The organism is Micromonospora sp. WMMD961, from assembly GCF_029626145.1.
In the GTDB taxonomy this organism is placed as follows: domain Bacteria; phylum Actinomycetota; class Actinomycetes; order Mycobacteriales; family Micromonosporaceae; genus Micromonospora.
In genome coordinates this window covers 3,955,326-3,968,656 of sequence record NZ_JARUBJ010000002.1, presented here as the reverse complement: position 1 = coordinate 3,968,656, position 13,331 = coordinate 3,955,326, and the positions used below count along the sequence as shown (strand labels likewise).

At 72.1% G+C, this 13,331-nt stretch carries 10 protein-coding genes; 7 read left to right on the top strand and 3 right to left on the bottom strand.

Going from position 1 to position 13,331, the window contains the following annotated elements:
- Nucleotides 1-19 precede the first annotated feature (19 nt).
- From O7614_RS18095 to O7614_RS18085, 3 genes are all read left to right on the top strand, one after another.
- Nucleotides 20-994, top strand: coding sequence for an NAD(P)-dependent oxidoreductase (locus O7614_RS18095; RefSeq protein ID WP_278139636.1), 975 nt, complete (start codon nucleotides 20-22; stop codon nucleotides 992-994).
- 22 nt (nucleotides 995-1,016) lie between these two features.
- Nucleotides 1,017-2,321, top strand: a complete 1,305-nt coding sequence (locus O7614_RS18090; RefSeq protein WP_278139635.1) for an acyltransferase — start codon at nucleotides 1,017-1,019, stop codon at nucleotides 2,319-2,321.
- Nucleotides 2,322-2,438: 117 nt separating this feature from the next.
- Nucleotides 2,439-3,437, top strand: a complete 999-nt coding sequence (locus O7614_RS18085; RefSeq protein WP_278139634.1) for a DNA primase small subunit domain-containing protein — start codon at nucleotides 2,439-2,441, stop codon at nucleotides 3,435-3,437.
- A gap of 52 nt (nucleotides 3,438-3,489) precedes the next feature.
- On the opposite strand, the gene O7614_RS18080 is transcribed toward O7614_RS18085, so the two are convergent.
- A complete protein-coding gene (locus O7614_RS18080) occupies nucleotides 3,490-3,924 on the bottom strand; it encodes an Lrp/AsnC family transcriptional regulator (protein ID WP_232234193.1) in 435 nt (144 codons plus the stop codon).
- 178 nt (nucleotides 3,925-4,102) lie between these two features.
- Between O7614_RS18080 and pdhA the strand changes: the two genes are divergently transcribed.
- From pdhA to O7614_RS18060, 4 genes are all read left to right on the top strand, one after another.
- Nucleotides 4,103-5,269 (top strand): pyruvate dehydrogenase (acetyl-transferring) E1 component subunit alpha, encoded by a 1,167-nt coding sequence (gene pdhA, locus O7614_RS18075; RefSeq protein ID WP_278139633.1) that lies wholly within the window; start codon nucleotides 4,103-4,105, stop codon nucleotides 5,267-5,269.
- On the top strand, nucleotides 5,266-6,270 hold the full coding sequence (locus O7614_RS18070) for an alpha-ketoacid dehydrogenase subunit beta (protein WP_278142295.1): 1,005 nt from the start codon (nucleotides 5,266-5,268) through the stop codon (nucleotides 6,268-6,270). The genes pdhA and O7614_RS18070 overlap by 4 nt, the downstream gene beginning before the upstream one ends.
- A complete protein-coding gene (locus O7614_RS18065) occupies nucleotides 6,267-7,709 on the top strand; it encodes a dihydrolipoamide acetyltransferase family protein (RefSeq protein WP_278139632.1) in 1,443 nt (480 codons plus the stop codon). Before O7614_RS18070 ends, O7614_RS18065 begins: the two co-directional genes overlap by 4 nt.
- A gap of 191 nt (nucleotides 7,710-7,900) precedes the next feature.
- On the top strand, nucleotides 7,901-9,580 hold the full coding sequence (locus O7614_RS18060) for a right-handed parallel beta-helix repeat-containing protein (protein WP_278139631.1): 1,680 nt from the start codon (nucleotides 7,901-7,903) through the stop codon (nucleotides 9,578-9,580).
- Between the two features lie 116 nt (nucleotides 9,581-9,696).
- On the opposite strand, the gene O7614_RS18055 is transcribed toward O7614_RS18060, so the two are convergent.
- Both O7614_RS18055 and O7614_RS18050 read right to left on the bottom strand, forming a co-directional pair.
- The gene (locus O7614_RS18055) at nucleotides 9,697-11,796 is read right to left on the bottom strand and encodes a PQQ-dependent sugar dehydrogenase (protein ID WP_278139630.1); all 2,100 of its coding nucleotides are present in this window, start codon (nucleotides 11,794-11,796) and stop codon (nucleotides 9,697-9,699) included.
- Nucleotides 11,797-11,818: 22 nt separating this feature from the next.
- Complete coding sequence (locus O7614_RS18050) at nucleotides 11,819-12,775, bottom strand: sugar phosphate isomerase/epimerase (protein WP_278139629.1); 957 nt, start codon at nucleotides 12,773-12,775, stop codon at nucleotides 11,819-11,821.
- Between the last annotated feature and the right edge of the window lie 556 nt (nucleotides 12,776-13,331).

Below are 13,331 nucleotides of genomic sequence, written 5' to 3'. Positions count from 1 at the left end.
CGACAGCCCGGGAGGCGCCATGACCATCGCTCCACGAGGCCCGGCGGACGACGCCGGGCAACCACTGCGGGTGACTGTCCTGGGCGGCACCGGCTTCCTTGGCGCACCGATCTGCCGGGCGCTGGCCGACCAGGGCCACACCGTGGTCGCCGTCGCGCGCACCCCGAAGGTCATCGGTGCGGGTGTGCAGGTCCGCGCACTGGACCTGGCCGCCGCCGACGTCGACGAGATCACCGAGATGCTGCGTGACCTCGACCCGCACGTGGTGATCAACGCGGCGGGCGGGATGTGGGGTCTGAGCGAGGCGCAGATGCTCGCGGTCAACGTCACGCTGGTCGAGCGACTGATCGAGGCTGCCGGCCGACTGCCGCGGCGGATCCGCGTGGTCCAGTTGGGCAGCGTGCACGAGTACGGGCTGGTCCCGGTGGACACCTCGATGCCCGAGCAGCTGCCCCCGGCGCCGGTGATGGCGTACGGCGAGTTCAAGCTGCGCTGCACCACCGCGCTCACCGAGGCGCACCGGCAGGGCCTGATCGAGGGTGTCACGCTGCGGGTCGGCAATGTCATCGGCGCCGGCCAGCCCGGGCACAGCCTGCTCGGCGTGGTCGCGGGTCGACTGCGCGACGCGCAGCGGGCCGGCGAGCGGGCCCGGCTGGAGTTGGCCCCGCTCGGCTCCCGGCGCGACTTCGTCGGCCTCAGTGACGTCGTCGCCGCCGTGCTGCTGGCCGTGACCCGCGCCGACGCGGCCGGCCGCGTGATCAACATCGGCCGGGGGGTGGCGGCCAGCGCACGTGATATGGTCCAGCTCCTCATCGACGTCAGCGAGGTCCCGACCGACCTGGTCGAGGCCGAGCGCACCGGCCCCGCCGAGACCACCTGGCAGCGCCTCGACGTCGGGCTGGCCGCCGAGCTGCTCGGCTGGTCGCCGAGCGACGATCTGCACACCGAGATGAAGCAGTTGTGGGAGCACGCCGGCGCCGAGGTGCCCGCCTGATGGTCGAGAGGTTCCTGGCCGCATGACTACCCCCGCCCTGGTCCGATCCCGTGGCACACTGGCCGATCTGCTCTCCGGCCGCAGCAACGGCATCGGGCTGATCCGACTCTGCCTCGCCGTCGGCGTCGTACTGTCGCACTCCAAGCCGCTCGGCTTCGGTGCCAACGACCTCGGCTACCACCTCACCGGTCGGCAGACCAATGTCGGCACCATGGCCGTCTACGGCTTCTTCGTCCTCTCCGGTCTGCTGATCACCCGCAGCGCCCGGCGCACCGGGCTGATCCGCTACGCCTGGCACCGGGCGCTGCGCATCTTCCCCGGTCTCTGGGTCTGCCTGCTGATCACCGCGCTGGTGGTCGCCCCGCTCGTCGCGTTGCGCGAGCACGGCAGCACCACCGGCTTCTTCGACAACGCCTGGGAGCCCGGCGGTCCACTCGCCTACCTCCAGGCAAACTGGTGGACCGGCGTCCGCCAGTACGGCATCCACGACCTGCTGCGGGACACCACCCCGTGGGGCGACAAGAGCAACTCCAGCGTCTTCAACGGCGCCCTGTGGTCGCTCAAGTACGAGATGTTCTGCTACGTCGTGGTGGGCGTGCTCGCGGCGACGGCGGTGCTGCGCAACGCCCGCCGGTTCGTGCTGTTCCTGACCGTCGCGCTCTACCTGAGCATCCTGCACGACTGGGTCAGCTCCGGGCAGTTCAGTGGCCCGGTGTCGACGGCGAGCTGGTCGTTCAACTCGCCCCTGGTCGGCGGGATGAGCTTCCACTACATCGTCTACCTGGGCTTCCTCTTCGCCTTCGGGGCGACCCTGGATCTCTACCGGGAGCGGGTGCCGATCAACGACGCGTTGGGCATCGGCTCGGCGGTGGCGCTCGGGCTGTCACTGCTGTTCGGCGGCTTCTTCGCCATCGGTCTGCCGGCCTTCGCGTACCTGCTGGTCTGGCTGTCGGTGCGGATGCCGCGCCAGTTGCACTGGGTGGGTCGTAAGAACGACTACTCGTACGGCATCTACATCTACGGGTTCGTCTTCCAGCAGGTGATGGCGAGCCTCGGCTGGAGCCGCTGGGGCTACGTGCCGTTCGCCGCGATGTCGGTGGCCGCCGCCTTCGCCGCCGCGTTCCTGTCCTGGAAGCTGGTCGAGCGGCCGGCGCTGCGGTTGAAGGACTGGACGCCGGGCTTCGTGGCCCGCCGGTCGTCCCCGGCGGTGCCGCCGGAGCAGCAGACCGCGGTCGCCGAGGAGCCACCCGGGACGCCGCCGACACAGGTCGGCGGCCCGACCCAGGAACTGCCGCAGCAGCCCGCCACCCTGGTCCCCGGCCGCTAGCCCGGCCGGAGTAGCCCGCCCGCCACGCTGGTCCCCGGCCGGTAGCCCGCCCGCCACGCTGGTCTCCGGGCGGTAGCCCGCCCGCCACGCTGGTCTCCGGCCGGTAGCCCGCCCGCCATGCCCCCGCGTCGTACTCTCGGGGGCGTGGCGACGGCGGCGGAGGAGATCCGGGTGGGGGAGCGGCTGGTCCGCGTCTCCAGCCCTGACAAGCCCTACTTCCCGGAGCGAGGGCTGACCAAGCTGGACGTGGTCCGCTACTTCCTGGCCGTCGGTGACGGCATCCTGCGCGCGTTGCGGGACCGGCCGACGATGCTGGAACGCTGGCCGCGCGGTGTCTTCGAGGGGGCGACGATCGCCACCCGGCAGACCAACCGGGGCGACGCGTTCTACCAGAAACGGTTGCCGGCGGGCGCGCCCGAGTGGGTGCGCACCGCCCACATCACCTTCCCCAGTGGCCGCACCGCCGACGAGATCGCGCCGAGCGAGTTGGCGGTGGTGATCTGGGCCGCCAACCTCGGCACGCTGCGGTTCCACCCGTGGCCGGTCACCGCCGCCGACGTGGAACACCCCGACCAGCTACGCATCGACCTCGACCCGATGCCCGGCGTCGGCTTCGAGCAGGTGGTGCCGGTGGCGCACGAGGTGCGGGCGTTCCTCGCCGAGCTGGGCATGACCGCCTACCCGAAGACCACCGGTGGTCGGGGCCTGCACGTCTACCTGTCGATCGAGCCGCGCTGGAGCTTCGGTGAGTGCCGCCGCGCGGTGCTCGCGCTGGGCCGGGAGATGCAGCGCCGGTTGCCGGACCTGGTCACCACCACCTGGTGGCGCGACCAGCGGGACCGTCCGGTCTTCGTCGACTACAACCAGATGGCCCGCGACCACACGGTGACCTCGGCGTACTCGATCCGGCCCACACCGGCCGCGCTGGTCTCCGCGCCGCTGGACTGGTCGGAGTTGGACGACGCCCGGCCGGAGGACTTCGACGTGCTCAGCATGCCGGCACGCTTCGCCGAGCGCGGCGACCCGCACGCCGGCCTCGACGGTGACCGGCACTCGCTGGAGCCGCTGTTGGAGCTGGCCGACCGGGAAGCCCTGCAAGCCCCACCCGAGCGGTAAGGAAGGGCCCCTTACTAACGCCAGGCGTTAGTAAGGGGCCCTTCCTTACCGCTCAGGCCCAGGGGCTGCCAGCACCGTCGAACTCCTCGAAGACCAGCCAGGTGCGGGTGGACAGCACCCCCGGGATGCTCTGCACCCGACCCAGCACCACGTCCCGCAGCGCGGCGTTGTCCGGGGCGCGGACCAGCGCGAGCACGTCGTGGTCGCCGCCGAGCAGCGCGGCGTGCTCGATGTAGCGCACCCGGGCCAGCTCGGCCGACACCTCCCGCCAGGTGTTCTGCTCGATGGTCAGCGCGATGTACGCCGAGGTGCCCAACCCGGCCGCCTCGGGTGCCACCTGGGCCCGGAACCCGGTGATCACCCCGTCGCGCAACAGCCGCTCCACCCGCGCGTACGCGTTGGTGCGGGAGATGTGGATCCGTTCGGCGAGCGTACGCACCGACGTGCGGCCGTCGCGGACCAACTCGTCGAGGATCCGCCGATCCACCTCGTCCAGACCTCGGGCCGATCGTCCCGATCCCGCCTCCCGGCCCGCTCCGTCGGCGGTCTCCTGGCTCACTGTCGGCCTCCCCGCATGCCAATCGTCCCGCCTTCCGCGTGGATCTTGAGTCAATCATCCGACAGGCGGAAGCATAGGCCCACCACACGTCCCAGGAGGTTCCGCCGTGACGACCACTCCCCAGGCGGTCCGCAGGGCATCCCCGCGCACCCGTCGAGCGGCCACCCCGCCCGACCCGGCGCGTCCGCTGCTGCCGAACACCGAACCGGTCCGCCTGCTCGACCCGACCGGCACGCCGCTGCCCGCCCGCACCGACTACCCGGAGCCGCCCGTCGAGGCGCTGCGCGAGCTGTACCGCCGGATGGTGCTCGGCCGCCGCTTCGACACCCAGGCGACCGCCCTGACCAAGCAGGGCCGCCTGGCCGTCTACCCGTCCTCGCGAGGCCAGGAGGCGTGCCAGGTCGGCGCAGTTCTCGCGGTCCGCGACACCGACTGGGTGTTCCCCACCTACCGCGAGTCGATGGCTCTGGTTGCCCGGGGCATCGACCCGGTCGAGGTGCTCACCCTGCTGCGCGGCGACTGGCACTGCGGGTACGACCCGACCGAGGTACGCACCGCACCGCAGTGCACCCCCCTGGCGACCCAGTGCGTGCACGCCGCCGGACTGGCGCACGGCGAGGCGTACCAGGGCCGCGACACGGTGGCGCTGGCCTTCATCGGCGACGGTGCGACCAGCGAGGGCGACTTCCACGAGGGGATCAACTTCGCCGCCGTGTTCAAGGCGCCGGTGGTCTTCTTCGTGCAGAACAACAGGTACGCGATCAGCGTCCCGCTGTCCCGGCAGACCGCCGCGCCGTCGCTGGCCTACAAGGGCGTCGGTTACGGCGTGCCGAGCGAGCAGGTCGACGGCAACGACCCGGTCGCGGTGCTCGCCGTGCTCACCCGCGCGGTCGAGCACGCCCGCGCCGGCAACGGGCCGTTCCTGGTCGAGGCGCACACCTACCGGATGGAACCGCACACCAACGCCGACGACGCCAGCCGCTACCGCGACGGCGCCGAGGTCGACGCCTGGCGCGACCGCGACCCGGTCGCCCGCCTGGAGACCTACCTGCGCGCCCGTGGCGTCCTCGACGACGCGGCCGTCGCCGAGGTCGCCGAGCAGGCCGAGGCGTACGCGGCGGACCTGCGAACCCGGATGAACGAGCAGCCCACAGTGGACCCGCTGAGCCTCTTCGACCACGTGTACGCCCAACCCACCCCGCAGTTGGTCGAACAGCGCGAGCAGGTCCGTGCCGAACTGGCCGCCGCCCGCGACGAGGAGGGGAACGCCTGATGGCCACCACCATGGCGAAGGCGCTCAACACCGCGCTCGCCGACGCGCTCGCCGCCGACGACCGGGTGGTCGTCTTCGGCGAGGACGTCGGTCAACTCGGCGGCGTCTTCCGGATCACTGACGGCCTCCAGGCCCGCTTCGGCGAGGACCGCTGCTTCGACACCCCCCTCGCCGAGGCCGGCATCGTCGGTTTCGCCGTCGGCCTGGCCATGTCCGGGCTGCGGCCGGTGGTCGAGATGCAGTTCGACGCGTTCGCGTACCCGGCGTTCGAGCAGATCGCCTCGCACGTCGCGAAGCTGCGCAACCGGACCCGGGGCGCGTTGAGCGTGCCGATCGTCATCCGGGTGCCGTACGCGGGCGGGATCGGCGGGGTCGAGCACCACTGCGACTCGTCCGAGGCCTACTACGCGCACACCCCCGGTCTGAAGGTGGTCACCCCGGCGACCGTCGAGGACGCGTACTCGCTGCTGCGCGAGGCGATCGACGACCCCGACCCGGTGGTCTTCATGGAGCCCAAGAAGCTCTACTTCGCCAGCGCCGACGCGGAGCTGCCCGCGCGTGCCGAGCCGTTCGGGAAGGCTGTCGTGCGTCGGCCCGGACGTGACGCCACCCTGGTCGCGTACGGGCCGGCGGTGCCGGTCGCGCTGGAGGCCGCCGAGGCCGCCCGCGAGGAGGGCTGGGACCTGGAGGTGGTCGACGTACGCACCATCGTGCCGTTCGACGACGCCACCATCACCGCCTCGGTCCGGCGTACCGGTCGCTGCGTGGTGATCCAGGAGGCACCGGGCTTCGCGGGTGTCGGCGCGGAGATCGCGGCCCGGGTGCAGGAGCGCTGCTTCCACGCGTTGCACGCCCCGGTGCTGCGGGTGGCCGGGCTGGACATCCCGTACCCGGCGCCGATGCTGGAGCACACCCACCTGCCCGGCGTGGACCGGGTGCTCGACGCGGTGGCCCGCCTCCAGTGGGACGACCAGCCGGACGCGCGTTGGGCGGCGGCATGACCACCGTCGAACGGACGCAGGTCTTCCTCCTGCCCGACCTGGGCGAGGGGCTCAGCGAGGCCGAGATCGTCGAGTGGCGGGTCGCCGTGGGCGACGTCGTCACTGTCGACCAGAGCGTGGTCGAGGTGGAGACCGCCAAGGCGGTCGTCGACGTGCCCTGCCCGTACGCCGGCCGGGTCGTCACCCTGCACGGCGCGGCGGGTGAGGTACGCCCGGTCGGCCAGCCGCTGATCACCATCGCGCCGCTGGACGGCGGCGACGAGCCGGCCGGACACGCCACCTACCGCGAAGAGGAACGGGCCGGCTCCGGCAACGTGCTGATCGGGTACGGCACGGGCCACGGCGGTGTCACCCGGCGTCGACGTCGGCCGCGGCTGGTCCTCGCCCCGGAGCCGACCGACGCCGGCCCGACCGACACTGGCCCGACCGACACCGGCCCGACCGACGCCGGCCGCCCGGACGCTGCCCGCCCCGACGCCGCGCGGACGAGTGTCGGCGCGACCGACGGCACCGCCCCGGGCGTGGTCACCGCACCCGCCGATCCGGCACGATCACCGGCCGCCCTGGTCATCTCGCCGATCGTCCGGCGGCTGGCCCGTGAACACGGCGTCGACCTGACCACGCTGCGCGGCACCGGTCCGGGCGGGGTGATCCGCCGCGCCGACGTGGAATCGGCGCTGGCCGCACCGACCGCCCGACTCGCCGCCGTGCCCGACCCGCACGTCGCTCTCGCGCCGACCGGGGACGGTGACGTGATCATCCCGCTCACCGGGGTGCGCAAGGTGATCGCCGACAAGCTCTCCCGCAGCCGGCGGGAGATCCCTGAGGTGACCATCTGGGTCGACGTGGACGCCACCGGCCTGCTGGAGACCCGCGCGGCGATCAACGCGGCGGCTCCCGACGCGCCGGTGAGCATCCTGGCCCTGCTGGCCCGGATCTGCCTCAGCGGGCTACGCCGGTTCCCGCAGCTCAACGCCCGGGTCGACACCGAGGCGCAGCGGATCGTCCAGTCCGCCGGGGTGCACCTCGGCATCGCCGCGCAGACCGACCGGGGCCTGCTGGTGCCGGTGCTGCGCGACGCCCAACGGCTCACCACCGCCGAGCTGGCCGCCGAACTGGCGGCGACCACCGCCGCCGCGCGGGCCGGCAGCCTGCCGCCGGCCCGGCTGACCGGCGGGACCTTCACGCTGAACAACTACGGGGTGTTCGGCGTCGACGGCTCCACGCCGATCATCAACCACCCCGAGGCGGCACTGCTCGGGGTCGGGCGGATCGTGGACAAGCCGTGGGTGGTCGACGGGCAGCTCGCCGTCCGCAAGGTGACCCAGCTCAGCCTCACCTTCGACCACCGGGTCTGTGACGGCGGGGTGGCCGGTGGCTTCCTGCGGCACGTTGCCGACTGCGTGGAGCGCCCGGCGTTGCTGATCGCCGCCGTCTGACGGCGTACCCGATCGGCCCCGGCGCTGCCCCGCGGCGCCGGGGCCGACCCACGCCCGGGTCTTCCCGGCGTGTGTCATCGGGCCGGATCTCCCCGGCGTGCGTCCGCGGGGCCGGGTTTCCCGGCGGCCTCATCGGGAAGTCGGCCCCGCCGGAGCGCACCGTACGCGTCGAAGGGAGGCAGCCTGTGGCCGTGGCGAACGAGCTGCTACTGAACTCGGTCCGGGTACGACGACCCGCCTCGGCGGGCGCGCCGCTCTACTGCGACGCGCTGGAGTACGGGCTGACCGGTGACGGCGCTACCAACGACCAACCGGCGCTGGCCGCCCTCGTGGACCGCCTCGGCGCCGGCTACGCCTCGGACGGGCGGGCCCGCGTCATCTACTGCCCGCCGGGCATCTACTCGATCCGGGACGCGGGCACGGTGTGGCGCAGCGGTGTGTCGCTGATCGGAGCCGGCCCGGCGGCGACCCGGTTCATGCTCAGCAACGAGGGCAACCGCGCCGATCCGACGCCGCTGGCCTTCTGGACCACCGTCCAGCACGGGGCCGACCGGGACCGGCACATCGCCGACTGCACCTTCTCCGACTTCCAGATCGACGGCTCCGGGGTCGCGATGGCCGAGTACAACTACCTGGCCAAGGGTCTCGGCCTGCAGTACGTGGTGCGCGGCGTGTTCCGCAACCTCTACATCCACCACACCGCCGCCACCGGGCTGGGCTGTGACTTCCTCCAGGACTCCCTGATCGACGGCGTGGTGGTGGTCGGCTGTGGTCGCCTCGACAACGGCGAGCAGATCGGCGGCGCCGGCATCGGGGTCGGCATCGGCGGGTGGGGTCCGGTGGAGCGGCTGACCATCGCCAACTGCACCACCCTGGCCAACGGCACCAACGGGATCTTCCTGGAGCTGCAGAAGGACTACTGGGAACCGCCCCGTGGCTACCGCATCATCGGCTGCCACAGCCAGGGCAACCGGTTCGGCATCTCCGACTGGGGTGCCGACGGTCTGATCGTCTCGGCCTGCACGATGACCGGCAACCTGGAGACCGGCTTCGACGTGTCGTCGCAGGGCACCGCCTCGGTGGCCGGGCGGGGTGGGCTGCTCACCGACTGCGTCATCGACGGCAATCTGCGCGACGGGGTCAGCATCGGCAACAGTCCTGGCCCGTACACCGTCCGGGGCAACCGGATCAGCGGCAACGGCCAGCACGGCTATCACGCGCAGGACCTCAGGCGCGGCTACCGGGGCGCGATCCGGGACGTGGTGATCGAGAGCAACGAGATCTGGGGCAACGGGTTGGACGCGGTCCGCGTCGACCACCAGATGACCGACGCGGTGGTGCTCAACAACCGGATCCGCAACAACGGGCGACAGTACGCCGAAGGCACCGGCGGGACGGGCGATGCCGTGCGCTACGGCGAGCGGTCCCTGGTGGACCGGTCGGCCACCTGGCCGCACGACGGACACCGGGGCAAGGTCCTGCGGGTCGGACGGGCCGTTGCCATGGTCGCCGCCAACACGGGGGACGAACTCACCCTCGCCCCGGTCCGCCCGGACGGGTTCAGCGCGTGGAGCGGGGACATCCCGCCACCGGGATGCGGATACGAACTGGCTGCCGCGCCGCAGCGGCGGGCCGGCATCACCATCGACGCGCCGTTCGACTCGGCCACCATCCGCGGCAACCGGATCTGGGACAACCACGACCACCAGACCCAGACGCACGGGCTGTGGATCACCGATCGGGGCAGTTGCGTGGACTGCCGGGTCGAGGACAACGACCTCGCCGGCAACGCCGACGAGGGGATGCGGCTGGACACCCCGCCGGTGGGCGGACGCTGGCGGGACAACCACGTCGACAGCGACTGGACCTGAGCTACCACCGGTTGCGTCGCCCCGGGCGGCCTTCCGCACCCGGCGGTGGCCGGAGGGGGAACGGGTGCGGCGGCGACCGGAGTGATCCGGTCGCCGCCGCTGTCATCGTCTACCGGTCAGCCGGCCAGACCCGCCACCGGGTCCGGGTCCAGCACGACCGTGGCCGAGGCCGACTGCGGCGGTACGCCGGGCTCGGTCGGGGCGTCGGTGTACTCCGCGACGAAGACCGCCGTCAGGTTGTCCGCACCGCTGTGCCCACCGTCGATGAAGGTGGGGATCGTTCCGGAGCAACCCGTCGCCGTGGAGAGCGGGTGCCCATGCTCATCGTGCCCGAGCACGTAGGTGACCTTCACCCGGGAGCAGTCCACCGGCAGATCGTCGGTGACCTTCACCTCGTACGCGACCGTCTGCCCGAACTGGAAGGGCTGCCCGGCCACCGGGGCGACGAACTCGACGATCGGCGCGGTCGGCCCGACCACCAGCGGCAGGGATGCCGAGGCGGACCGGCCGGTGCGGTCGGTCACCTTCAGAGTCGGCGTGTAGGAGCCGTTCTCCGGGAACGTCCAGCTCGCGTTCGGAGAGGTGCTGTCCACCGAGCCGTCCGCGTTGAAGTCCCACGCGTAGCTCAGCTTGTCGCCGTCCGGGTCGGTGGTGCCGGCGCTGGAGAACGCGACGGTCAGCGGGGCCTGCCCGACCGTCGGGGTGCCGCTGATCTTCGGGATCGGCGTCCGGTTGCCGCGCACGAAGTCGATCCGGGACAGCTGGGCGTCCGGGTTCTCGGCGAAGTAGCCGTCGCCGTACTCCAGAACGTAGAGCGAGCCGTCCGGGCCGAACTCCATGTCCATCGGGTTGTCCACCACGATGGACGGGACCACCGAGCGGATGTCCTTGACGTCCCCGTCCTCGTCGAGGCGGAACTCCTTGATGTAGTCCCGGGTCCACTCGTAGAACAGCGGCACCCCGTCGTAGTAGGCCGGCCACCGGGTACGCGAGGTGCTGGTCCCGTCGTAGTCGTACGCCGGGCCACCCATCGGGCCGATGCCCCCGGTGCCCAACTGCGGGAACTCACCGGACGCCGCGGACGGGTACCAGACCTCCGGCTGCTCGACCGGCGGCAGGATCCGCTTGCCGGTGTTGTGCGGAGAGTCGTTGACCGGGCGCTTGCAGTTGAACTTGGCGCCGGACTCACCGGTGGCGAAGTCGTAGTCGCGGTAGGCGATCGTCGGCGTCACACAGTACGGCCAGCCGTAGTTCGCCGGCTTGTCGATGCGCATCCACCGACCGTGTCCGGCGGGCCCGCGCTCCGGGTTCGGGTTGGAGGCGTCCGGGGAGTAGTCGCCCAGGTACACGTCGTCGGTCCGCCGGTCGACGGCGAACCGGAACGCGTTGCGCAGCCCCATCGCGTAGATCTCCGGACGGGTCTGCGCGGCCCCCGGCCTGAACAGGTTGCCGGCCGGCACCGTGTAACCCCCACCGGGCTTCACCTTGATGCGCAGCAGCTTGCCGCGCAGGTCGTTGGTGTTGGCCGAGGTGCGCTGGGCGTCGTACGCCGGGTTCCGGTCGGCCCGCTCGTCGATCGGGATGTAGCCGTCCGAGGCGAACGGATTGGTGTCGTCACCGGTCGACAGGTACAGGTTGCCCTTGCTGTCGAAGTCGATCTGGCCGCCGACGTGGCAGCAGATGCCCCGGTCGGTCGGCACGTCGATGATCTGCTGCTCGCTGGCCAGGTTCAGCTTCGTCCCGTCCAGCTTGAACCGGGACAACCGCAGGGCGCCCTTGAACCGCTGCCAGTCCGCCTCGGTGCCCGTCTCCGGCGCGTCCCCCTCGTTGACGTCCGGGGTCGCCGGGTCGTCCACCGGAGTGTTCATCGGCGGCGAGTAGTAGAGGTAGACCCACTTGTTCTGGGCGAAGTTCGGGTCGACGGCGACCCCCTGCAAGCCTTCCTCGTCGTGCTCGTACACCGGGATGTCGGCGGCGAGGGTGTTCAGCCCGGTGCGCGGGTCGTGGATGCGGACCTCGCCGGTGCGCGAGGTGTGCAGTACCCGCAGGTCGGGCAGCACGGCGAGGCTCATCGGCTCGCCCGGGAAGTCGTTCAGGGTCACTTTCTGGAAGCTGCTGTCCGGCGGCGCGGCCGGTGCGGCGACCGCGGCTGACGGTGGCACGGCCAGGCCGGCCGTCACCAGCAGCAGGGCGGACACGAATGCGGTCCTGTTCATCAGGTCGTCCCCCGAGGTGGTTTCAGTACCGGAGTGAAGCGAGATAGTCGAAGCCGACCCGGGCGGTGTCCAGGGCGTCGGCGGGGGAGCGCGGCGGGGTGCCCGCGTCGTCGCGCTCCACGATGTACTCCTCGATGCCGGCCTCCCGCTCGTGGGCGAAGATCCGGCCGAAGTCGATCAGGCCATCGCCGAGGTCGGCGAAACCGCCCTCGACGTCGAGGTCCTTGACGTGTACCTGGCGGATCCGGCCACGGTTGGCCCGGATCACGTCGACCGGGTCGTGCGCGCCGCGCCAGACCCAGTAGAGGTCCAGCTCGAAGTGGACCAGCCGCGGGTCGGTCTGCGCGGTGAGGATGTCGAACCCGGTCGAGCCGCCGGTCAGGGGCACGAACTCGAGTTGGTGGTTGTGGTAGCCGAATTCGAGCCCCGCCCGCTCGGCGAGCCGCCCGGCCTTGTTCAGGTCCCGGGCCAGGGCACGGTAGACGGCGGGGTCCCGGATCGGCTGGCCACCGGCGTCCCGACCGAAGTACGGGTGGACGATCTTCTTGCAGCCCACGACCTTGGCGTCCGCGAGGGCCTGTTCCCAGGTGGCGGCGTCGAAGGGCTGCGGGATGCCGACGTGCCCGGAGGTGGACCTCAGCCCCGCCTCGTCGAGCGCGGCCCGGAACTGTGCGGCGGTGCGTCCGACGAATCCGGCGTGCTCCACTCGCCGGTAGCCGATCCGACGCAGCGCGTCCAGGGTGCCGGGCAGGTCGGCGGCGAGTTGGTCGCGCAGCGTGTAGAGCTGGATGCTGATCCGGTCCACCGGCACCCGGCGCCGGCCCTGGGCCTGCGGGGCGGGCGCGGCACCGGCCGGCCCGGCGAGCAGGCCGGCGGCGCCGACGGCAGCAGCGGAGACGGTCGCGGCGCGCAGCACTCCACGCCGGCTGACCGGCTCCGACGCCGGTGTCGGCTCCGGTCGGTTGATCTGTCGATCCATGGTGGTGGTCCCTTCCTGACGGCTGGCATGCCGTCGGCGGCGGTCGACCTGGCTGCCGTCGCCCGGGCGCGCCGGACCGGCCGGAGGCGGGCTCCGGCTGGTCGGTGACGGACGGCGCTCGGGTGCGGCCCGGCCCTGTCAGGAGCGGAACGCGGCGACCCGGCAGGGGTGGCGGCAGACTGATCGACTAATGGGCAACCCTCTATCTGGATCGTGACCCTACCCTTGCCTCCGGACGAAGGCAAAGCTTCGTCGCGTTCGGCAGAAGTTTCGCTCCAACTGACAAAAGCGCGCTGCCGAGGTGCGCCAGCCAGCATGACCTCCTCCGTCCGGTGCGCCGCGTTGCCCGAATCTCCACCCTCCGGCCCCGGCCCGACCCCGGGCGTCCGGCGCGCTTGATGCGCCGACTGCCGTCCCGCGCGGCCCGCTGCACCCGGCAGCCACCGCACCCGCACGGGTCGATCTCGCGCCGGCCGGAAGGGGCCGGGGCGGCGGTCGTCCGCGCGGTCGTATGCCGCCTTCGACCCGCTTCACCTCAACCGCCCCGAGAGGTCGC

Coding starts and splice junctions, on each gene's coding strand:
- O7614_RS18095 (WP_278139636.1), top strand. CDS start 20: ATGACCATCGCTCCACGAGGCCCGGCGGACGACGCCGGGCAACCACTG.
- O7614_RS18090 (WP_278139635.1), top strand. CDS start 1,017: ATGACTACCCCCGCCCTGGTCCGATCCCGTGGCACACTGGCCGATCTG.
- O7614_RS18085 (WP_278139634.1), top strand. CDS start 2,439: ATGCCCCCGCGTCGTACTCTCGGGGGCGTGGCGACGGCGGCGGAGGAG.
- O7614_RS18065 (WP_278139632.1), top strand. CDS start 6,267: ATGACCACCGTCGAACGGACGCAGGTCTTCCTCCTGCCCGACCTGGGC.
- O7614_RS18055 (WP_278139630.1), bottom strand. CDS start 11,796: ATGAACAGGACCGCATTCGTGTCCGCCCTGCTGCTGGTGACGGCCGGC.
- O7614_RS18050 (WP_278139629.1), bottom strand. CDS start 12,775: ATGGATCGACAGATCAACCGACCGGAGCCGACACCGGCGTCGGAGCCG.